This is a genomic window from Marseilla massiliensis (assembly GCF_016899955.1).
GTDB classification, from domain to species: domain Bacteria; phylum Bacteroidota; class Bacteroidia; order Bacteroidales; family Bacteroidaceae; genus Prevotella; species Prevotella intestinigallinarum.
Map to the genome: position 1 here is coordinate 51673 of NZ_JACJJL010000022.1, position 21033 is coordinate 72705.

The 21033-nt window shown below is 60.1% G+C and carries 15 protein-coding genes and 1 pseudogene; 3 read left to right on the forward strand and 13 right to left on the reverse strand.

Annotated features, from left to right (window positions below):
- Window positions 1–60: 60 nt before the first annotated feature.
- The 8 genes and pseudogenes from H6B30_RS12135 to rnhB form a co-directional block, all read right to left on the reverse strand.
- Entirely contained in the window at window positions 61–657 is a 597-nt protein-coding gene (locus tag H6B30_RS12135; RefSeq protein ID WP_205110936.1) for a DUF3109 family protein, read from the reverse strand.
- 153 nt (window positions 658–810) lie between these two features.
- A complete protein-coding gene (locus H6B30_RS12140) occupies window positions 811–1920 on the reverse strand; it encodes an ABC transporter permease (RefSeq protein WP_205110938.1) in 1110 nt (369 codons plus the stop codon).
- A 98-nt stretch (window positions 1921–2018) separates the two neighbouring features.
- Window positions 2019–3107 (reverse strand): ABC transporter permease, encoded by a 1089-nt coding sequence (locus H6B30_RS12145; RefSeq protein WP_205110940.1) that lies wholly within the window; start codon window positions 3105–3107, stop codon window positions 2019–2021.
- Between the two features lie 20 nt (window positions 3108–3127).
- Window positions 3128–3856, reverse strand: a pseudogene (locus H6B30_RS12150) (ABC transporter ATP-binding protein); the annotation flags it as partial.
- 20 nt (window positions 3857–3876) lie between these two features.
- Window positions 3877–4794: an ABC transporter ATP-binding protein gene (locus H6B30_RS12155; RefSeq protein ID WP_205110942.1), complete on the reverse strand. Its 918-nt coding sequence runs from the start codon at window positions 4792–4794 to the stop codon at window positions 3877–3879.
- A 104-nt stretch (window positions 4795–4898) separates the two neighbouring features.
- A complete protein-coding gene (locus tag H6B30_RS12160; RefSeq protein WP_205110944.1) occupies window positions 4899–5792 on the reverse strand; it encodes an HlyD family secretion protein in 894 nt (297 codons plus the stop codon).
- Window positions 5793–5804: 12 nt separating this feature from the next.
- Window positions 5805–7079, reverse strand: a complete 1275-nt coding sequence (locus H6B30_RS12165; RefSeq protein WP_205110946.1) for a TolC family protein — start codon at window positions 7077–7079, stop codon at window positions 5805–5807.
- Window positions 7080–7380: 301 nt separating this feature from the next.
- Complete coding sequence (gene rnhB, locus H6B30_RS12170; protein ID WP_205110948.1) at window positions 7381–8016, reverse strand: ribonuclease HII; 636 nt, start codon at window positions 8014–8016, stop codon at window positions 7381–7383.
- 416 nt (window positions 8017–8432) lie between these two features.
- On the opposite strand from rnhB, the gene H6B30_RS12175 reads away from it, so the two are divergent.
- The 3 genes from H6B30_RS12175 to H6B30_RS12185 all read left to right on the forward strand — a co-directional run bounded on the left by H6B30_RS12175 (window position 8433) and on the right by H6B30_RS12185 (window position 14093).
- A complete protein-coding gene (locus H6B30_RS12175; RefSeq protein WP_205110950.1) occupies window positions 8433–11690 on the forward strand; it encodes a choice-of-anchor J domain-containing protein in 3258 nt (1085 codons plus the stop codon).
- Window positions 11687–13480, forward strand: coding sequence for an Omp28-related outer membrane protein (locus tag H6B30_RS12180; protein ID WP_205110952.1), 1794 nt, complete (start codon window positions 11687–11689; stop codon window positions 13478–13480). Before H6B30_RS12175 ends, H6B30_RS12180 begins: the two co-directional genes overlap by 4 nt.
- Window positions 13481–13787: 307 nt before the next feature.
- Complete coding sequence (locus tag H6B30_RS12185) at window positions 13788–14093, forward strand: ATP-binding protein (protein WP_239483977.1); 306 nt, start codon at window positions 13788–13790, stop codon at window positions 14091–14093.
- Window positions 14094–14535: 442 nt separating this feature from the next.
- On the opposite strand, the gene H6B30_RS12190 is transcribed toward H6B30_RS12185, so the two are convergent.
- From H6B30_RS12190 to H6B30_RS12210, 5 genes are all read right to left on the reverse strand, one after another.
- Window positions 14536–15753 (reverse strand): cysteine desulfurase, encoded by a 1218-nt coding sequence (locus H6B30_RS12190; protein ID WP_205110954.1) that lies wholly within the window; start codon window positions 15751–15753, stop codon window positions 14536–14538.
- A 34-nt stretch (window positions 15754–15787) separates the two neighbouring features.
- Entirely contained in the window at window positions 15788–17164 is a 1377-nt protein-coding gene (gene sufD / locus H6B30_RS12195) for a Fe-S cluster assembly protein SufD (RefSeq protein ID WP_205110956.1), read from the reverse strand.
- A 1-nt stretch (window position 17165) separates the two neighbouring features.
- On the reverse strand, window positions 17166–17921 hold the full coding sequence (gene sufC / locus H6B30_RS12200; RefSeq protein ID WP_205110958.1) for a Fe-S cluster assembly ATPase SufC: 756 nt from the start codon (window positions 17919–17921) through the stop codon (window positions 17166–17168).
- Between the two features lie 78 nt (window positions 17922–17999).
- Entirely contained in the window at window positions 18000–19454 is a 1455-nt protein-coding gene (gene sufB / locus H6B30_RS12205; protein ID WP_205110960.1) for a Fe-S cluster assembly protein SufB, read from the reverse strand.
- Between the two features lie 568 nt (window positions 19455–20022).
- Window positions 20023–20925, reverse strand: a complete 903-nt coding sequence (locus tag H6B30_RS12210; RefSeq protein ID WP_205110962.1) for a helix-turn-helix domain-containing protein — start codon at window positions 20923–20925, stop codon at window positions 20023–20025.
- Between the last annotated feature and the right edge of the window lie 108 nt (window positions 20926–21033).

A 21033-nucleotide genomic window follows, 5' to 3' on the forward strand; every position in this document is an offset into this window, starting at 1 on the left:
AAAATAGTCATGGCCCGGCAGGCTGTCTGTGTGGCTACCGCCGTGCTTCCGCGTCCATGGTCAGAGCATGCCCTGGCGGTGCAGCTCGTCGGCCGTGGCCACCAGCTCGGCATACCACTGCTCGCCAAACCGCCTCTTGAGCGGCCCCTCCAGAAACCTGTAGAGCGGCAGACGGAGCTCGCGCCCTTTCACCACGGCCGGCCGGCATATGTCCCACCGGTTGTAGTTCAGGCCCACCAGCCCGCCGGCAAACGTCTTCTCGCGCAGCGGGTAGAGCGCGCAGCTCACAGGTTTGCAGAAGTCTGTCAGCCCCGCCCGGCAGGCCCGTTCGAGCGCGCACAGGCAGCATCCGTCCTCGTGGCAGGTGAACACACAGTCGCGCCCGCCCACAATGCTCGTCACGAGCTCGCCTTCGGGGTCGGTGCAGGCCACCCCCTGCCGGTCGATCACTGCCTGCGCCCCGGCCGACAGGCTGCCCCACACCGTGTCGAGCGAGTCTTCCATGGCCGCAATCTCGTCGAGCGTCACGGGCGCCCCGGCGTCGCCTTCCACGCAGCATGCGCCGTGGCATGCGTCGAGGTCGCAGCAGAAGCATTCTGTGAATACGTCGGGCGACACGAGCACGTCGCCCACTTGGATGATAGGTGGTATGTTCATTGTTGCTTGTCTGTGGTTGGTTGCGTAGGCTTGCCGCCGCGGCCTGTTGCCGCCGCCGGCTTTCGGGCGGCAAAGTTACTCATTTTCCGCCGATGTGCAAGGGCCGCGCGCCCACTTTTTGGCGTTCGCCGCCAAGGCCGTCGTGGCCGCGCGTCAGTTGCTCTTCTTGTAGCTTGCCACGGCCCAGGCGTTCAGCACCACGGCAAATCCGCCCAGCCACATCAGTTCGCGGGCCAGCTCCGCCGGCGAGCTTCCGCGCAGGTAGGCCAGCCTCATGGCTCTCGTGAAGTATCTCATGGGGTTTAGCGTGGTTATCTTCTGCGCCCATTCGGGCATGCTCTCGATGGGAGTGAACAGTCCGCACGTTAGCATCATCAGTATCAGGAAGAAGAACATGAGGAACATGGCCTGCTGCATGGTGTCTGAATAGTTGGATATCACCATGCCCATGGCCGACGCCACGAGTATGTAGACGGCCGAGAAGAGCACTATCGACGGCAGCCCCTGCAGCGGCGAGATGCCGTGGACGGCCCACGCAAAGGCAACGCCGAACGAGAGCGAGAGCATCCCTATGGCCCAGTTTGGCATCAGCTTGGCCAGTATGAACAGGCTCTTCGGCACCGGCGTCACGTTGATTTGCTCAATCGTCCCGGCCTCTTTCTCGCCCACAATGTTGAGTGCCGTCAGGGCGCAGCACAGCAGTGTGATGAGCACGGCAATCAGTCCGGGCACCATGAACACCTTGTAGTCGAGCGTGGGGTTGTATCGGTAGAGCGTGGCCGGGCCGGCCCCGGCCGCCATCCCTTGCGCCGCCCGGGCTTCGCTGCCGCCCTCTTCGGCGGCAAAGGCGGCAATGACGGCCGACAGGTATTGCGACCCGAGGCCGCCGCGCACACCGTTCACCGAGTTGGCCGCCACCGTCACCTGCGGCTCTTCGCCCCGGCCGCGGCTCTTGGCGAAGCCCCGCGGTATCTCGAGCACGATGTCGGCCGAGCCCTCCTCGATGCCCTTCATGGCCTCGCCGTAGGTGGGCTCGTAGCCCGCGACGCTGAAGCAGCCCGACGCCTCCACCTTCTGCGCGAGCCTTTGCGAGGCCTGGCTGTGGTCGTTGTCGACGATGCAGACCTTCACGTCGGTCACTTCCTGGCTGGTGACATAGGGGAACACCACTATGGTCATGATAGGAAGGATGACCATCATCTTCGACAGGAAGGTGTTGCGGACAATCTGCTTGAACTCTTTTTCCAGTAGATACTTGAGCATAGTTGGCTATTGTTGTGGTTAGTTGTTGCCGCCCTGCGCTGCAGCCTTGCCGCTGCGGCTTGGCGGCTTGCGGCCCGTCAGGGCGGCCCGGGTGCCGTTCAGCACAGCCTCACCTTGAATTTCTTCATGGCGGCAGCCATGAGCACCACCGCCATGAGCGCTATGATGCACAGTTCCTTGGCAAACGACTCGGGCCCGGTGCCCTCGATCATTATCTTGCGCACGGCCGAGATATACCACCGTGCGGGTATTATGTCGGATATCCAGCGCAGCGCCGCCGGCATGTTCTCTATCGGGAAGATGAGCCCCGAGAACACCAGCGTGGGCATCATCAGCCCAATGCCCGACACGAGCAGGGCCGACATCTGTCTGTCTACGAGCGTAGAGATGAGCAGCCCGAGCGCCAGCGCCACCACGATGAACAGCACCGAGGCCACCGAAAGCCACGCTATGCTGCCGCGTATGGGCACGCCCATGACGAAGACCGCCAGCAAGAGCACCGTGACGATGTTGACCACCGAGAGCGTGAAGTATGGCGCCATCTTCGAGAGTATGATGTGCAGCGGCTTCATGGGCGAGGCCAGGAGCACCTCCATGGTGCCCGTCTCCTTCTCGCGCACTATGGCCACCGATGTCATCATGGCGCAGATGAGCATCAGCACGAGGCCCATCACGCCCGGTACGAAGTTGTATGAGCTTTTCTGCTGTGGGTTGTAGAGCATCCGCGTGTGTATGCCTATGCCCCCGCCGGCTCCAGTGGCCGTGGCCATCACGCCCTGTGCGTAGGCCGTGAGCATGGCAGCCTGGTTGGGGTCGGTGCCGTCGGCAATCACCTGTATGGCCGTTTCTCCCGCTGGCTTGCCCATGGTGGCGGCAAAGTCGGGGCCGAACACGAGCGCCATGCTTATCTCGCCGCGGCTGAAAAGCTCGTCGATGCGTGCCATGGTCGGCGCCTCCTCGACTATGGTAAACCACTTGCTGGCCCTGAAGGCCTCCTTGATGCGCAGCGTCCGGGCGTCTTTCGATGCGTCGAACACAGCCATGCGCGCGTTGTTAAGCTCGGTCTTGATGGCGTATCCCAGGGCCATCACCAGCACGAGCGGCATGGCCAGCAGTATGAGCAGCGTGCGCCTGTCGCGGAATATCTGCAGAAACTCTTTCTTGACGAATGACTTGAACTGTCTCATCTTGTAGGTTTTGATGGTTGTCAGTCAGATTGCCGTGTGGCCTTGCGGGCCAGTCGGCGGAACACCTCGTCCATGGTGGGTGCCTCGAATTGCCGTTTCAGGGCGGCGGGCCTGTCGAGGGCCTCTATCCGTCCGTCCACCATTATGCTCACGCGGTCGCAGTATTCGGCCTCGTCCATGTAGTGGGTGGTCACGAATACGGTTATCCCGCTGTCGGCGGCGCTGTATATCAGTTCCCAGAAACGGCGTCGGGCGGCCGGGTCGACGCCCCCCGTGGGCTCGTCGAGAAACACCACCCGAGGCTTGTGGAATATGGCAACAGAGAACGCCAGCTTCTGTTTCCAGCCCAGCGGCAGGGCCTTTACGAGCGTGTCGCGCTCGCCTTCGAGGCCCAGCCTGCATAGCATCTCGTCGGTCTTTGTGGCCGTTTGGCGCGCGCCGAGGCCGTAGATGCCCCCGAACAGCCTCAGGTTCTCCCACACCTTCAGGTCTTCGTAGAGCGAGAAACGCTGGCTCATGTAGCCTATGTTGCGCTTTACCATCTCCGGTTGCGTGGCTATGTCGTATCCCGCCACGCTGCCGCTGCCCTCCGTCGGGCGGCTCAGTCCGCAGAGCATCCGCATGGCCGTGGTCTTGCCGGCGCCGTTGGCGCCGAGGAATCCGAATATCTCGCCGCGCCCGACGTCGAACGATATGTGGTCGACGGCGGTGAAGTTGCCGAACCGCTTGGTCAGCCTGTCTGTGTGAATCACTGTCTCTCTCATCCGTGTCATTCCTCTTTTTTGCTCAAAAGCATGAAGCAGTCCTCCACCGTGGGGGCCGTCTGCTCTATGCATACGGCCTTGTGCCCCAGCGCGGCAAGGTGGCTTTGCAGGTCGGCGGGGGCCGTGCCCGGTGCCAGCGTCACGTGGAACGTGTCGCCGAACGAGAAGGCCGATGCCGCCCCGGTGTATCCGGCCAGGTCGGCCATGAGCCTGTGCATGTCGGCGGAGCGCACGGCGTAGAGCGCCGTGGGGTATCGGCCGACAATGCCCCCGGGCGTGTCGGTGCCCAGCAGCGAGCCGTCTTTGACCAGCGCGATGCGGTCGCAGAGCGTGGCCTCGTCCATGTAGGGTGTCGACACGAGTATCGTTATGCCCTCGTTGCGCAGTTTCAGCAGCATGGCCCAGAACTCCTTGCGCGAGACGGGGTCGACGCCGGTGGTCGGTTCGTCGAGCAGCAGCACCTCGGGCTTGTGTATCAGCGCGCAGCTCAGGGCCAGTTTCTGCTTCATGCCGCCCGACAGCTTGCCGGCGGGGCGCTTCCTGAACGGCTCTATCTGGCGGTAGATGTCGTCCACCAGGTGGCGGTTGGCCTCGACGGTGGTGCCGAACACCGTTGCGAAGAACTCGAGGTTTTCCTCTACTGTCAGGTCGGGGTATAGCGAAAACCGCCCCGGCATGTACCCTATGATGCCCCTGACTGCCCGGTAGTCGGCCACCACGTCGAGCCCGCCCACGGTTGCCCGTCCGCTGTCGGGCAGCATCAGCGTGGCCAATATCCTGAATAGCGTTGTCTTGCCGGCCCCGTCGGGGCCGATGATACCGAAGAGTTCGCCCCGGCCAACGTCGAGGCTCAGGTTGCCGACGGCCTTCACCCGGCCGTAGCTCTTGGCTATGTGGTCAACCACTACACTGTGTCTGCTCATTGTCTGTTGCGTGTTTGGTGGCGCGTCGCGGCCTGTCGGGGCCGGCCGCCCTGCCGGCGTTGTGGCCCGTCGCGGCCTGTGGCGCATCCCGCGGGGGCCTCCGTTCAGAAGTCAACCTCGCCGTACATGCCCCTCTTTATGTATCCGTCGTTTTTCACTGCCACCTTGATGGCATACACAAGGTTGGCCCGCTCGTCGCGCGTCTGTATGGTCTTGGGCGTAAACTCGGCCTTGTCGGATATCCATTCCACCACGCCCCCGTATTCGCGGCTGCCGCTCTCGCCGTCGTCGGCATACACCTTCACCTTCTGGCCAATCTTGATGCGTGTGAGCAGCGGGGCCGTCACATAGGCCCGCAGGCGCATCCGCGAGATGTCGCCCACGGTGAACAGGCTGCGCCCCTCGGCCGCCAGCTCGCCCCGCTCGGCATACTTGGCCAGCACGGTGCCGCCCGTAGGGCACACAATGGCACACTTGGCCATGCGGTCTTCCACCTGTGCTATCTGCGCCTCGATGGCCCTGGCCTGCGCTCCGGCGCCGCTGTTGCCCTTTTCGAGCGTCTCTTGCTGGGCCTTGAGTTGCGCCCTTAGCGCGTCGAGCCGGGCGTTGATGTCGTCGAGTTGCTTGGCGTTGGCCGCCTTTTGGGCCACGAGCGCCTCGAAGCGCCGCCTCTCCCGCTCGGCCGTGGCTATCTCGCTGCGCAGTGCCGCCACCTGCCTTGCCACGTTGTAGCGGCGGCTGTCGGCAGCCTGGAGCGACGCTTCGAGCTCGGCTCTCTTGAGCGACAGCTGCACGGTGTCAATCTGGCCCACGGTCTGTCCGGCTCTCAGTGTCTGCCCCTCTTCGGCGTCGAGGCGCATAATCTCGCCGGCCCCCCGGGCCGACACTGTCACTTCGGTGGTCTCGAACACGCCCGAGGCGTCGTGGCCGTCGCCGCCGTTGCTGCACGATGCCGCGGCCAGGGCCGCCGCAAGTGCCAAAAACGCTGATGGTCTCATAGTCGTTGTGCGTTAGTTGTTGGTTGCAAACTTCAGGTTGTAGATGGCTTCAAGCCGTTGCGTCTCGTGCAGAATCTTGTCTTGCACGGCAGCGTGCTCGGCGTTGATGTCGGTGGCCAGGTCGGTGCCCGATATCGTTCCCCGCTCCATCTTTGCCACCGATGCCTGCTTGACGCTTCGCCTGAGGCGTATTATCTCGTCGTCGTAGCCTATCATCTCGTCGTATTTCCTTATCTCGGCCGAGCGTTGCGCCGTGTCGAGGGCGGTGTCGAAGACAAATGCCTCGCGCCTGTTTGCCACCTCGTCGATGCCTGTCTCTATGCGGCGCCGGTCGGCCTTGGCCGTATACAGGGCCCCTATGTTCCACTGTAGCCTCACGCCGGCTATGCCGAACAGCCTGAAGCGGTCGTCGAACATGTCGAGCCCGGGCTTGCCGTAGCCCCCTGTGGCAAACAGGCTGAGGCGCGGCATGAGCCCGGCGGTTATGGCCGAGCCCTGTGTGCGCAGCGCCGCGGCCTGCGCGTCGTAGAGCGACAGTTCGGGGCGGCGGTTGGCTGTGGCCGTCGGCGGCGTCGCGCCTGTGGGCCGGGCCAGTTGCGTTGTGCTGTCTACGGGCTCGCCTATGAGCAGCGAAAGCATGGCCCCGAGCCCGGCCCTGGTGGCCTTCAGCTGCGCCTCGGCCTGCCTGGCCTTGGCCAGGTCGACGTGCAGCGCGTCGGCGTCCGACTGGTTGGCCAGTCCGCCGGCCATGCAGGCTTCAACCCTCCGGCAGTTGCTGGCCAGCTCGTCTTGCAGCAGGCGGTTCTGCCCCAGTTGCGCGTCGACGAGCAGCAGGCCGAAGAACACCCTGCTCACCCGTGCGTTCACCGCGTAGAGGCTCACGTCGGTCTGCCGCCTGTCGGCCTCTGCCTGTGCGCGCACCGCCTTTCGCCGCGAGCTGATGTTGCCCCCGTCCCATATCGACTGGCTCAGGTCTATGGTGGCCTTGTACTGGTCGCGGCTCATGGTGGGTATCTCTATGCCGTCCACGCCTATGCTGCTCAGGTCGATGGGTATGTCGGTCACGTCGCTCTGCACCGACGCCAGGGCCGACAGGGCCAGCTGCGGCAGGTAGCCCTTGGCTGCGCGTGCCAGGTCGATGCCCTCGGTCTTGTCTATCAGCGAGTATCGTTTTATGAGCGGGTAGTTGGCCCTTGCCTTTTCGTAGCACTGCTCAATGGTCAGTTGGGCGCGGCTGGTGAGGCATGCGGCGAGTGCCAGGGCTATGCAGAATGGTCTTGTCGTCATGGCTGTTGGGTGGTTAGTCGGTTTTGATTAGGTTTCTCTGTGTATTCCGCAGGGCCATTGCGCCATGTGCGGAACCATGATGCAAATATACAGATAAAAACGTCCGGGCGCTATGCTTTTAATGTTTATTAACCGCCAAGTGGCTATATGGTTCTGCCAGATGGGCCGTTTTGCCTGCCGGTATGGGCCGTTTTGCCAACAGACTGGTTACCAGGCGGTTGCGCTTGCAGCCCGTCCGGCTCTTTTCCGTGCCCCGTCGGCGTGGCCGCCCCCGGGCCTTGGCGCCCCTTCGGCGTTGCGCTCACTGTCCGTCGTCGGGCCAGAGCGTCAGCTGCGTGTTGCCCAGCAGGTTGAACGTCCGCCGATGGAATGGGGTGATTCCGAATGTTTTTATTGCATTTCGGTGCTTTTTCGTAGGGTAGCCTTTGTTGCTCTGCCAGTCGTATTGGGGGTATTGTTCGGCCAGTTTGTCCATGTAGTCGTCGCGATAGGTCTTGGCCAGTATGCTCGCGGCGGCTATGGCGAGATACTTTCCGTCGCCTTTCACTATGGTGGAATAGGGCAGACCGGCGTAAGGCTTAAACCGGTTGCCGTCTACAATCACGGCTTCCGGTCGCACCTTGAGGGCGTCGAGGGCGCGGTGCATGGCCAGAATGCTGGCGTTGAGAATGTTGATGCGGTCAATCTCTTCGGGCGTCACAATGCCCACGGCCCATGCCACGGCGTCGCGCTCAATCTCTTCGCGCAGGCGGTTGCGGCTCTTGGCCGACAGCTGTTTGGAGTCGTTGAGGGCGTCGTTGCGGTAGTCGGGCGGCAGAATCACGGCGGCGGCATAAACGCTTCCGGCCAGGCACCCGCGCCCGGCCTCGTCGCATCCGGCCTCGACGAGCCCGTCGTAGTAATGGCTCTCGAGCGCGGCAGGCTTCAGTTTTGTCATTTCCAGGTTCGTTTTGCGGTTGTTGTCTGTGTTGGCGTCGCGCCGCCGGGCGGTTTGTCGCCACAATATTGATAACCGTCGCGGCCGCGGTTTTATTGTGTCGCGCCTTCACTTGTTTGCCTCTGCGCCGCAATCCGTGCCACTGGCCTGTATGTGCCGCGCCGCTCCGCCGGGCGTTTGGCGGGCGTGGCGGCTTTAAGTTTCTGTTGCATTTGGCTCCTGTTTTATTAAATAATATGTAATATGGCGGTTTGTTGTCTATCTTACAATTTTAAGAAATATATAGTTTAAATCTAGTAAACCGAAAGTTTTGTATTCCACAAATAATATTTTTGTGTATTTATTTTTGTGTTTTTAAAAGAATGTGTTATATTTGCCGGCGAATAATCGTTAACATTAACCAACAATTGATGCGTATGAAAACTTTACCAGCTTTAATCATTGCCTTTGGCTTGAGCATTGCAACGTACGCTCAGCAGTTGCCCGGCAAGCCGGCGGACATACTGCCAAAGACATTCAACCCACTGAATTTGCAACGCCAGTATGATGGCAAACTACTAATGGAACAGGCGGCGAAGCACAGGCAGGTGCTGTCGAGTCATCCTGTGGCAAGGCCCAAGCCTACTAGCCTGAAGCGCGCCGACGGCCAGTCGGTGGACACCGTGGCTTATTTCACCGCAGCCCAGACATACATGAAAAACTATTCGTTCACCTACGACGGCGGCGACATCAAGATATACGACATAGGCATTGCCGTCGACGGGACGAAGGTAACGTTTAAGAACCTGTTCAACCTCTACGACCCCGACAACACGTATTACGTCAACACGGAGTATCCCGTGGAGGGCGTTTACGACCCGCAGCAGAAGACAATCACCATACCCGCGTCAACCAACTTTGCCAACGCAACGGTTGTGGGCATACTTGGCGGGGCCTATGTGGGCACGCTCATTTGCGGCACCGTTGACGAAGAGGGCACGCTAAGCCCCCAGACGGAGCTGGTGTTCAACGTTGAAGGCGACTTCGAGGCCATCACCACCGACCAGAGCTTCGGCGTGGCGCAATACACGGCTAACGGGTCGCAGTCGTACGGGCAGTATGTCACTTACCGCAGTTTCAGGGCCGTGCTGCCCAAGGCCGGCTCACAGCTGGTGGCCTTCAACAGCAGCTTCGACTTCGGCACCACATTCCCCAACACGCCTATCGACCGCACCGTGACGCTGATAAACATGGGGGCCGACGCCGCCGACTTCGTCACGACGGTAGAGTCTGACGGCGAGTCGTTTACGTCGGCCGACGGCATGGGCTCCGTTGACGGCCAAGACACGGCGAGCGTCACGTTCAGGTTCTCGGCCGCCGAGCCCGGCGAGTATGAGGGCATAGCCATGATTGAGTATGAGAACGCGGCCGGCAGCGCCGAGCCCATACTGATGCAGCTCGGTGGGGTGGTTGAGCCCTTTCCCGACTACAGCGGCATCGTGAAGGGCGGCGACTTCGAGTTCTCCACCGGAGTGGACTATCCTTTTGCCATGCAGACCCTCGACGACGGCACAGCCGTGGCGCAGTCGATGACCCACGGCGACGGCAACGCCTCGTCGTGGCTCAACGTCAAGTTCACCGTGCCCGACGGGCAGGTGGGCCGCTTCTCGTGGAAAGGCAAGAGCTTCAACACCGGCTACTGGTACTCAAACGCCGGCGGGATGTTCGTCGACGACATGAACACGGCCTATGCCAGCTATACCGACGCCGAGGCGACCATCGACGGCGAGGTGGAACTGGCCCCGGGCGAGCACAATGTGAAGTTCCAGTATGACAGCTACTATTACTCCGGCATCGACGACAACCACCTGTATGTCTATGACCTGTGCCTGGAGAGCAGTCCGGCCGACGCCAACGCGGCCGAGCTGGTGACGCCGACGGTAGACTTCGGCAACTTCATCGTTGATGGCAACACCGTAGAGGGAGAGGCCGAGATAACGCTCTTCAACAAGGGGCTCGCCCCGCTCACGGTCAATGCCGTGGGGTGTGACAACGAGGCGTTTACGGTGCTGAGGCCCTCGGGCTCTGCCGAGATACTTAAGCAGCTGGCTGTGCAGGTGGCGTTCAGGGCCGACAAGGCCGGCACCTACGAGGGAAAGGCCACGCTGGAGACCAGCGCCGGCAACTTCGAGGTGACGCTGAAGGCATTTGTGAGGGATATGCCCGACTTCAGCAAGATAGTGGCCGAGGGTGCAGAGAGCATGACGTTCACGACCAACTCGCAGAGCCCGTTCATCGTAGAGGGCGACATGGCCTACAACGCAAGCTCGCAGCAGCCCGACTACACGGCCAACACGTCGTGGCTGCAGGTAAACTTCTCGGTGCCCTCGGGCAAGATCGGCTACCTCTCGTGGGACGGACACTCGTATGGCACGCCGGGCGCAAGCTACTCGGGCGACTACTCCACGTTTGAGATATCCCACCCGATGAACAGCGGCATGACCAACGCCTTCGGCGATACCGACGCCGGCTCGGAGGCAGTGTTCGGCAGCAGTGATTCGTGGAGGTCGTTCCTGACCTGCATCCCCGGCGACCATTACATCAAGTTCTCGTTCTACCAGTGTGGCGACACGGTGTTCCACGGCAAAGACCGCCTCGAGCTGAGCAACCTCAGGCTGCACGTCATCGACTTCGAGGAGCACTCGGCCGAGCTGCTCGACACCGAGGTGGTGTTCGACTCCACCTATGTGGGCAACCAGCGGTACACCGTGGCCAGGGTGAGGCTGCACAACACGGGCAGCCTTGACCTCGTGGTCAACTCGATAGAGGGCAACGCCCCGTTCTACGGAATAACGCCAACGTCTGCCGCGGCGTTCGACAAGGAGCTCGAAGTGGAGCTGTGGTTCTACCCGTCGGAGCCGGGCGACTTCGAGGGACAGCTGACAATAAAGACCAACGCCGGCGACTTCGTGGTAGACTGCAAGGGAGTGGCGCGCAGCTCTGACGGCTTGCTGCTCATCGGCGACATTGAAGACCAGGCCTACGGATGGAGCTATTACGATGCCGACCTCGACGGGGAGTGCTGGAACCTGGGCTACAACCTCTTCGCTGGCTACTATCCCGAGTGGTGCCACGGAGGTAACGACTGCATAGGCTCGGCCTCATACAGTTTCTACAACGGCGATATCGAGCCCGACAACTGGCTGTTCTCGCCTGCCATAACCATTCCTGCCGACGGCGCGGTGATGCGTTGGTATGCCGCTTCGCACAGTTCGAACAGGCCAAGCGAGACATACAGCGTCTACGTGGCAACGCCCGAGCAGGTGGCCGATGCCGGCAGCCTTGGCTCGCTCACGCCGTTGCTCACCCAGACGCTCGACACCCTCGATGCCAGCGTGTGGCGCGAGAACGTGGTAGACCTGGGCGACTACGCCGGGCAGACGGTCAACATCTGCTTCCGCCACCACGACTGCATGGGCCAGTATGTGCTCAAGCTCGACGACATATTCGTGTTCACACGCGACGTATGGGCCTCGGGCATCAAGCCTGCGGCGTCTCCCACGGCCAAGCCTGTGGCCCAGGAGATCTACAACGCGGCCGGAGTGCGCGTCGTGACGCTGGCACGCGGACTGAACATAGTGAAGGTTTATTATGACGACGGTATCGTAAGGACTAACAAAATATTGAGGAAATGATGAAGAAGACCATTTTATCTATCATGGCAATGCTCTCGCTCGGGCTGCAGGGATATGCAGATGTGTCGGGCATCAACGTGGGGTATTGCAACGGGGAAGTGAGCACGAGCGGCAACATTGCCTCGTCTGAGAAAGACGTTTGGATAAGCGCTGCAATCTATATTCCCGCCGGCACCATTGCGACATACGGCGGCAACAGCATAGACTCCATAAGGGCGGGACTGGCATCGAAGCTCAATGTGGACACGCTGACGGTGTGGGTGCGCAGCGAACTCGACGGCGACAACATCGCCGAGGGCCGTATCACCCCCGACTCTGAGGTGAAGATTGCGAAAGGATGGAACGTGGTGGGGCTCGAGACGCCTTACGACATACCCGAGGATGGCTCAGGCGGCCTTTACATTGGCTACTCGTTCCATCAGAAGGGGGCTTCGTTCGGGCTCTCCACGCTGTCGGTGCCTACGCCGGGCGGCCTCTATGTCAAGATGCCGGGCGAAGAGTGGGCCGACAGGGGCAGCGAGGGGACGCTGTGTGTTGAGGGGCTTGTGTATGGCGACAGGCTGCCTTCGGTAAACCTTGCGCTCACAGATGTGAGCCTGCAAAAGCGTTACGCAATACAGAAAGGCACTCTCACGGTGTCGGGAAGCGTCAAGAACCTGGCCACGGTGACCGTCAGCGGCTTTGACGTCATTGTCGATGCCGAGGGCGGGACAGGCCCTTGCGCGGCACATGTAGACGCAAACCTGTCATACAACGAGACGATGGACTTCAGCGTTACGGTTGAGCCTGGCATAACGGACGAGGGCGACGGAGTGAGCGAAGCCACCGTGACGATAGGCAACATTGCCGAGGGGGCCGACGAAGACCCGTCTGACAACATGCTTTCCGGGTCGTTTGAGGTGGTGACGCACGATTTCACGCGCAACATCATCGTCGAGGAATTCACCACGGAGCAGTGCCCCAACTGTCCGCGCGTGGCCGCCTACATCAATGATGCCCTCGAGTCGGGCCAGTACGACGGCCGTGTTTTCGTTGCCTGCCACCATTCGGGGTATTACACCGACTGGCTTACGGCCTCGTTTGCAACCGACTATCTGTGGTTCTACAACGCCGGGGGAAGCACCTATGCGCCTGCCATGATGATAGACCGCTATAACTTCAGCGGTAGCACGCCGGTGATGTGCCCCACGTCGCAGGGCGAGATGGAGGCTTACTGGAACGCTCGGCTGGCCGAGCCGGCTTACGTTTCGATGGAGGTTGAGGCCGCCGTCGACGAGGCAGACAACAACAAGGTCAGGGTGACGGTGAGCGGGGCGAAGTCGATTGACGCCATTTGCGACAATCCGCGCATCACTGTCTACCTGCTCGAAGACGGAATAAGCGCGAGGAGCCAGGCCGGGGCGTCGGGCAGTTTCACCCACAACCATGTGGTGAGGGCCTGCAACAGCACGTGGGGCGACGCCATAGAGTGGACAGGCGACGACTATGTCTACTCTTGCGAGTTTGTGTTGAGCTCCCAGTGGGAGCGCGACAACCTGCAGGCTGTGGCCTTCATATATAATTATGACGACGAGGATGCCACGGCATGTGAGGTTGCCAATGCCGGTGGAATAAGGTATGCCGACTTTGAAAACGCCGTTGCCGACGGCATAACGGCTGCAGAGGCCGATGCGACCGAAACCGCTGCATACTACACTCTGTCGGGCGACAGGGTGGCGGAGGGCAGCCTGCGCAGTGGCATATACATAGTTAAGTCGGCCGGAAAGTGCCGTAAGGTGGTTGTAAAGTAGTGTTGTTTGAAGCCTGTTGAGGCTTCAGCAGGGTCATGGCCCTCGCCGGTTGGTGCCGGCGGGGGCCTTTTCTGTGCTGCCGGCATGCCGTCTCTCGGCGGTTGTCGGCCCTCGGCACGGCTTCCGGGGCTGTCGGCGGCGATGGCTGCGTGGCCATTGGCTGATGGTGGTTCTTGTTTGGCCGTGATTGTGAACGGTTGTTAATGCTTAGTAATTGTTAACCAACAAACTTGCAGAATGAACATATTGTGCGCAAAAGATAGGTTACTTTGCATCGTACAATTAAACAAACAAGACTATAATATATATGGAAATGAAAGAGGAAATGACATTGATAACCGGTGTGAGGGTGGCAGACGGCACAGCCACGGCATCCGTCATGGTGGCAAAGGCGGCACGGAGAGTGCTCTCGCCTTTGGCAAAGTATTACTCTGGTGTGCTCGGTGTGGAGCTTGGCATCAGGCAGACGTTGAAGCTGTTGAACGCCCAAGCGGCGTTTTTCCTGACGGTTTTTCCTGTCGACTGCCCCCTGGCGCTACGCGCTGCCTGCCTTGCGTGGCTCGTGGCGGCGCTGGGCGGATGTCGCCGTCTGGGGCTGAAGGTGGAGGAATGAGCGGCATCGGCGGTCTCGGCCACGGTGTCTTTCACCGGCCGGTTGCGGCATTCGGCCCATTGAAATGGTGTGGTTGGCAACGCTGATATTGCCAGGCAGACAGAATAAAGTTATGCCCCGGCCTGCAAGCCTTGTGTTGGTTTGCAGGCCGGGGCATGTGTTTTTCCCGTTGCCGGGCTTTTTCCTGGCATTCGTTTGCCTTCCGTCGGGCGGCACATTTGGCTGCGCCTTGCCGCTGTTGTTGGCCCTTTGCCGATGGAATGGGGCTTTTTCTGCACTTTCTTTGCTGTTTTGCAGCCATTCACGGGCGCAGTGGCGGTTTGCCTGTTTGCCCCAACCTGCTTGCGCCAATGCCCGCGATGTTTGCACGGAAAGGGGCTGTGGCCTGTCGTAGGCAGGCGTCGTGTTGGGCGGGGCGGCACATGCGGGCTGCCGCCGGCGGTCAGAACATGCGGCTAACGCGGCGCACTCCGTCGACGAGGGCGTCCACTTCGTCTTTCGTGTTGTACAGGGCGAACGACGCACGCACCGTTCCGAGTATGCCCAGACGGTCCATCAGGGGCTGTGCGCAGTGGTGACCCGTGCGCACGGCAATGCCCAGCCGGTCGAGCAAGGTGCCCATATCGAGGTGGTGTATGTCGCCCACGAGGAACGAAACGACGGCGTCCTTATGGTCTGATTGGCCGAAAAGCCTGATTCCATCGATGCCGCCGAGTTGCTCCATGCAGTAAGTGGTGAGCTCGTGCTCGTGGGCCGCGATGTTGTCGAGGCCAATCCGCCCGATGTATTCGATGGCCTTTGCCAGTCCGTGTGTGGCGATGTAGTCGGGCGTGCCGGCCTCAAACTTGAACGGCAGGTGCTCAAACACCGTCTTCTCGAAGCTCACGCTCTCTATCATCTCGCCGCCACCCTGGTATGGCGGCAGCCGGTCGAGCCACTCCTCCTTGCCGTAGAGCACGCCGATGCCGGTGGGCCCGTACATCTTGTGGCCGCTGAACACGAAGAAGTCGCAGTCCATCGAGCGCACGTCGACCTTGAAGTGAGGGGCACTCTGCGCCCCGTCAACCATCACGGGCACGTTGTGCGAGTGGGCGATGCGTATGATTTCTTCCACCGGGTTGACCGTTCCGAGCACGTTGCTCACGTGGGCTATGCTCACAATTTTAGTCCTTTCGGTGAACAAATCGTCGATTCCATCGGTGACGAGGTTGCCGCGGTCGTCCATCGGAATCACCTTTATCGTGATGCCGCGCTTGGCTGCCTGCAGCTGCCATGGCACGATGTTGGAGTGGTGTTCCATTACGGAGACAATCACCTCGTCGCCCGGTTGCATGAACGCCTCGGCGAAAGACGAGGCCACGAGGTTGATGCTCTCGGTGGTGCCGCGCGTGAATATGATTTCGGTTGTGCTTCCGGCATTGATAAAGCTGCGCACGGTTTCGCGCGCAGCTTCATGCAAGTCGGTTGCCTGCTGTGACAGATAATGCACTCCCCGGTGCACGTTGGCATTGGCATTGAGGTATTCGTCGCGCATGGCGTCGAGCACGCACAATGGCTTTTGCGTAGTGGCGGCGTTGTCGAGGTATACGAGCGGCTTGTCGTAAACCGTCCTCGACAGTATCGGGAAGTCCTTTCTTATGGCGTTAACGTCGTAATTCATCTTGCTCATGTTGGCTGTTGGGTGTCGGTGTAGTTTATTTGCACAGGTTGCATCCTTCGCATTTGTTGAGCTCTCCCCTGAACCTTTTCTCCACCAGGTAGTGCAGCCGGTCGCGCAGTGGTGCCAGTTGCATCTGGTCGATCACCTCGTTGATGAAGGCAAACTCAAGCAGCAGCTTGGCTTCCTTGACCGGTATCCCGCGCTGCTGCATGTAGAACATGGCGGCGTCGTTGAGCTGCCCGACGGTAGACCCGTGTGCGCATTTCACGTCGTCGGCATATATCTCCAGCATGGGCTGGGTGTACATGCGTGCCTCTTTGGTTGCGCACAGGTTCTGATTGGTTTCCTGCGAGACAGTCTTCTGTGCCCCGTGGCGCACCAGCACCCGCCCGGCAAAAGCGCCGGTGGCGTGTCCGTCGAGCACATACTTGTACAGTTCGTTGCTTGTGCAGTGCGGCACGCGGTGGTCTATGAGCGTGTTGTTGTCAACGTGTTGCTGCTTGTCGGCAATCACGCAGCCGCATAGGTTGCACTCGGCGCCCTCGCCGCAGAATGCAAGGTCGGTCTTGTTGCGTGTCACCCCGTTGTGCAGCGTGATGATGTTGTGGTTCACCCGGCTGTTGGCTTGCTGCTCTATGTAGAGGTTGCTCACCCTTGTGTTCTTGGCGTGGGTTTCCTCCAGGCAGTAAAGGTCGAGCCCGGCGTTGTCTCCCACGTATGCCTCGATGACCTGTGTGGTGAGGAACTTGCGGTCGTCGACGGCGTGGTCGCAGAACAGCAGCTTTATCTCGGCTTCCGGTTCCACTATGATGAGCACGCGGCGGTTGGCCATCAGGTCGACGTCGGAGCGCAGTATGTTTATCACCTGCACCGTTCGGTCAACCTTTGTGCCCTTGGGCACATACACAAGCAGTCCGTCTTGCGCCATCATTGTGTTGAGGGCGGTTATCGCATCGCCGTCGGTCTTGGCGATGCGCGCGTAGTATTTCCCGATGAGATGGGGCTTTTTGGCGGCTTCTTCGGCCAAAGAGCCAATGATTACGCCTTCGGGCAGGTGGCCTTTGGGTTGCAGTTTGGTATAGAAAGCGTCGTTGACCACGAAGTAAAGTGATGTGCTCAGGTTGGGCACGTCGCACCTGAAGGCCTCGTAAGGGTCGACGGGAATCTCCAGCCTGTTAAGGTTGAGGCCGTAGTCGGGGGCGAAGAGCGGCGCCATGTCGGTGTACTTGTACCGCTCCACCTTCCTTGTGGGCAGCCCTTGCCGGCAGAAGTCGTCGTAGGCGGCGTCCCGCGGGGCATTCATCACGTCGCAGCTGTGGCTGTGTATCATGTCGCGGCATTGCGCGTAGATGTCCATGTACTGCCTTGCTGCGTCGCTGCCTGTTGTCTTTGGTTTGTCGTTGCCAGCCATGTCAGTCCTCCCCTGCTTCCGCTTTAATCCAGTCGAAGCCCCGCTCTTCAATCTCGTGTGCCAGCTCGGGCCCTCCTGTCTTCACTATCCTTCCTTTGTAGAGCACGTGCACCACGTCGGGCTTCAGTATGTCGAGCAGCCTCTGGTAGTGCGTGATGACGATGCAGCTGGTGTCGGGCGTCTTGAGCTTGTTGACGCCTTCGGCCACTATGCGCAGCGCGTCGACGTCGAGCCCGGAGTCGGTCTCGTCGAGAATCGACAGCTTCGGCTCCAGCATGGCCATCTGGAATATCTCGTTGCGCTTCTTCTCGCCGCCGCTGAAGCCCTCGTTCACCGAGCGGTTGGCGAGCTTGCTGTCAAGCTCCACTATCTTCCTCTTCTCTCTTGAGAGCTTCAGGAAGTCGGCTGCGCTCAGCGGCTCCTTGCCTTCATACTTGCGCTTTTCGTTGATTGCCGTGCGCATGAAGTTGGTCATCGACACCCCGGGAATCTCCACGGGGTACTGGAACGACAGGAACAGGCCCTCGTGCGCCCTGTCTTCGGGTTTCATCTCCAGCAGGTCTTTGCCGTTGAACGTGGCCGAGCCGCTTGTCACCTCGTAGAGCGGGTTGCCCACAAGCACAGCGCTCAGTGTTGATTTTCCCGAACCGTTGGGGCCCATGATGGCGTGGGTCTCGCCGTCTTTTATGGTGAGGTTGATGCCTCTCAGTATCTCTTTGTCGCCAATCTTGGCGTGCAGGTCTTTTACTTCTAACATATATGCTTGTTGTGATTGGTGTTCTTTGATTCTGTTATTGTGCTTGGCGTGCAGGCTCCGTCGTGCTGTGGCATGCCGTCAGCCCACCGTTCCCTCGAGCGATACGCTCAATAGCTTCTGTGCTTCAACCGCAAACTCCATGGGCAGCTTGTTGAGCACCTCCTTGGCATAGCCGTTCACGATGAGCCCCACGGCCTGTTCCGTAGGTATGCCCCGCTGGTTGCAGTAGAACAGCTGGTCTTCGCTTATCTTGCTTGTCGTGGCTTCGTGCTCTATTACAGCCGTGTCGTTGTGTATGTCCATGTAGGGGAAGGTGTGGGCTCCGCAGTCGCTGCCCAGCAGCAGCGAGTCGCACGACGAGTAGTTGCGCGCTCCCTCGGCCGCCGGTGCCACCCTGACCAGTCCGCGGTAAGAGTTCTGGCTCTTGCCGGCAGATATGCCTTTGCTTATTATGGTGCTCTTGGTGTTGCGCCCGAGGTGTATCATCTTGGTGCCGGTGTCGGCTTCCTGGTAGTTGTTTGTGACTGCCACCGAATAGAATTCGGCCACCGAGTTGTCGCCGCGGAGTATGCACGAGGGGTACTTCCACGTCACGGCGGAGCCCGTTTCCACCTGTGTCCACGACAGCTTGCTGCCTTCGCCGCGCAGGTCGCCGCGCTTGGTCACCAGGTTGAGCACTCCGCCCCGGCCCTGCTCGTCGCCGGGATACCAGTTCTGCACGGTCGAGTATTTCACCTCGGCCCTGTCTTTCACCACAATCTCGACGATGGCGGCGTGCAGCTGGTTTTCGTCGCGCATGGGGGCGGTGCAGCCCTCCAGGTATGACACATACGAGTCGTCGTCGGCCACTATCAGCGTGCGCTCAAACTGGCCCGTGTTGCGTGCGTTGATGCGGAAGTAGGAGCTGAGCTCCATTGGGCACCTCACGCCCTTGGGGATGTAGACGAACGACCCGTCGCTGAACACGGCGCTGTTGAGCGCAGCGAAGAAGTTGTCGGAGCTGGGGACCACCGTCCCGAGGTATTCCCTTACCAGTTCGGGGTGCATCTTGATGGCGTCGCCGATGGAGCAGAATATGATTCCCTTTTTGGCCAGTTCCTCTTTGAACGTCGTTTTCACCGACACGGAGTCCATTATGGCGTCGACGGCCACCCCGCTCAGCGCCAGTCGCTCTTCGAGCGGTATGCCCAGCTTGTCGAAGGTCTTCATCAGTTCCGGGTCTATTTCCTTCTTGTCACTCTTCCTGCCGGCCATGGGGTCGGCGTAGTAGGATATGGCCTGGTAGTCTATCTCCGGCAGGTGGACGTGCGCCCACGCCGGCTGGGTCATGCCCTGCCATCGCTTGAAGGCTTTCAGGCGGAAGTCGAGCATCCACTGAGGTTCGCCTTTTTTCTGCGATATTAGTCGGACAACGTCCTCGTTCAGGCCTTTTTCTATTATTTCGGTGTGTACGTCGGTGGTGAAGCCGTATTCGTATTTCTGCTCCGCCACCTGCCGCACAAACTCGTTTTGCTTGTTTGTTGTGCTGTCCATATTGATTACTCTTAATCGCGCCGGCCGTTGTGTGGCCTGGGCGTGTATCTGATTGCAAAGTTAATAAATTCACTCACTCTCAGCAAGCATTTGACCAAAAAAGTTGGGAGGGGCACTTGTTTAGGAATATTTGCCCGATTTATGTTTCACTATTGCGCCGTCGATGCCCCCGCATATTTCTGGTTGTGTTGCAGAATGCCGCTTGCAGGCTTGTAATTGCCTGTGAAATGTGAGTGTTGTGCATCGGGGGCGGCGCGCTCCCGGCGTTTCCCGGCCCTGTGTGGGGGTTGCCCTCGGCGTTGCCCGGCGACCTGTTGGCCCGGCCCGTCGGGCTGCTTTTTGTAAGCATTTGTTCCTTTTTGCCGCGCCGAAGCCTCGGCCGCGCCAAGCCGCTGTGGCCCAGTGGGTTGGCTCCGGCGGCCGTTTCATGATGCAAAACGGGGCGTCCGGCATGGCTAAACGTGCTGTTTGGTTGTGTCGGATGCCCCGTTTTGCGTTGCTTCGCCGCCGCCTTGGCGACGCGTGCGGCGTGGTGTCGTGATTTTTCCGCGCCGGCCTTGCCTGCCGTTCAGTTTCTCCTGTGGCGCGATTGCTCCTTCCTGTACGACGAGGGCGAGAGCCCTACGTGCTCCTTGAAGTACTTGCCCAGGAACGACTGGTTGGGGAAGTGCATGTCGGTGGCAATCTCCTTGATGCTCTTCGACGAGTTTTTGAGCCTCAGCCTGAGCTCGAGCGTCACGTAGTTGTCTATCCATTCGTTGGGCGTGCGCCGGCTCACCTGCTTCACCGTCTCGGCCAGGTATTTGGGCGTTATGCACATTTGCTCGGCGTACCACGACACGCGCCTCTCGCTCTTGAAGTTGGCCTCCACGAGCCTGATGAACTCGGTGAAGATGATGTCGGCCCGGGGCCTCTTGCTGTGGCCCCTGGTCTCCATGTGGTGGATGATGGCGTTGAGGTCGTAGAACATGGCCAGCACGAGCGCCTGCACCACTTTGCGGCGGAAGGGGTTGGATGTGTCGGCAGTCTTGCTCTGCAGTATCCTGAAGTAGTCGGTGAACATCCTGGCTTCCTTCTCGCTGACGCTCACCTCGGGGGTTGTGCGCGAGAAGATGAGCATTGCCGATATGTCGCTCACGTTGCGTATGGTTTCGTAATAGAAGTTCATCGACATGAACATGCCGATGCATTCGAGGTCGGGGCTGGCCGTGTAGTTTTCGGTCACCCTTCGCTCTGATATTATCACTATGTCGTTTTTCCTCACCACAACGTTTTCGGTGTCGATGGTATAGCTCGCAGTGCCTGCCGTGCACAGACCCACGAAGATGAAGGTGGTGCGGCGCGGTTCCTTGGGCAGTGGAATCTTCTTGGCGTCATCGTAGAGCACTATGTCGTCGTCGATGAAGTCGGTTGTTTTCATATCGGCCTTTGCTGTGTCGAAGTTGGTGTCGATGATTTGTCGTTTATCCATCGTTGGCATTTTTATTTGTTGTTTGATGTGCCACAGGCGGGGGCCGTCGGAATGTCCTCCCGGACTTGCATTGCTTTTAGCCCGCAATGGGGGTGGGCAGATGGGGGC

What these genes read in the sequence shown, in the direction of transcription:
- sufC (WP_205110958.1), bottom strand. Translation starts at nt 17,921, where the DNA reads ATGTTAGAAGTAAAAGACCTGCACGCCAAGATTGGCGACAAAGAGATA.
- H6B30_RS12160 (WP_205110944.1), bottom strand. Translation starts at nt 5,792, where the DNA reads ATGAGACCATCAGCGTTTTTGGCACTTGCGGCGGCCCTGGCCGCGGCA.
- H6B30_RS12135 (WP_205110936.1), bottom strand. Translation starts at nt 657, where the DNA reads ATGAACATACCACCTATCATCCAAGTGGGCGACGTGCTCGTGTCGCCC.
- sufB (WP_205110960.1), bottom strand. Translation starts at nt 19,454, where the DNA reads ATGGACAGCACAACAAACAAGCAAAACGAGTTTGTGCGGCAGGTGGCG.
- H6B30_RS12180 (WP_205110952.1), top strand. Translation starts at nt 11,687, where the DNA reads ATGATGAAGAAGACCATTTTATCTATCATGGCAATGCTCTCGCTCGGG.
- H6B30_RS12165 (WP_205110946.1), bottom strand. Translation starts at nt 7,079, where the DNA reads ATGACGACAAGACCATTCTGCATAGCCCTGGCACTCGCCGCATGCCTC.
- H6B30_RS12190 (WP_205110954.1), bottom strand. Translation starts at nt 15,753, where the DNA reads ATGAATTACGACGTTAACGCCATAAGAAAGGACTTCCCGATACTGTCG.
- H6B30_RS12175 (WP_205110950.1), top strand. Translation starts at nt 8,433, where the DNA reads ATGAAAACTTTACCAGCTTTAATCATTGCCTTTGGCTTGAGCATTGCA.
- H6B30_RS12155 (WP_205110942.1), bottom strand. Translation starts at nt 4,794, where the DNA reads ATGAGCAGACACAGTGTAGTGGTTGACCACATAGCCAAGAGCTACGGC.
- H6B30_RS12210 (WP_205110962.1), bottom strand. Translation starts at nt 20,925, where the DNA reads ATGGATAAACGACAAATCATCGACACCAACTTCGACACAGCAAAGGCC.
- sufD (WP_205110956.1), bottom strand. Translation starts at nt 17,164, where the DNA reads ATGGCTGGCAACGACAAACCAAAGACAACAGGCAGCGACGCAGCAAGG.
- H6B30_RS12185 (WP_239483977.1), top strand. Translation starts at nt 13,788, where the DNA reads ATGGAAATGAAAGAGGAAATGACATTGATAACCGGTGTGAGGGTGGCA.
- rnhB (WP_205110948.1), bottom strand. Translation starts at nt 8,016, where the DNA reads ATGACAAAACTGAAGCCTGCCGCGCTCGAGAGCCATTACTACGACGGG.
- H6B30_RS12140 (WP_205110938.1), bottom strand. Translation starts at nt 1,920, where the DNA reads ATGCTCAAGTATCTACTGGAAAAAGAGTTCAAGCAGATTGTCCGCAAC.
- H6B30_RS12145 (WP_205110940.1), bottom strand. Translation starts at nt 3,107, where the DNA reads ATGAGACAGTTCAAGTCATTCGTCAAGAAAGAGTTTCTGCAGATATTC.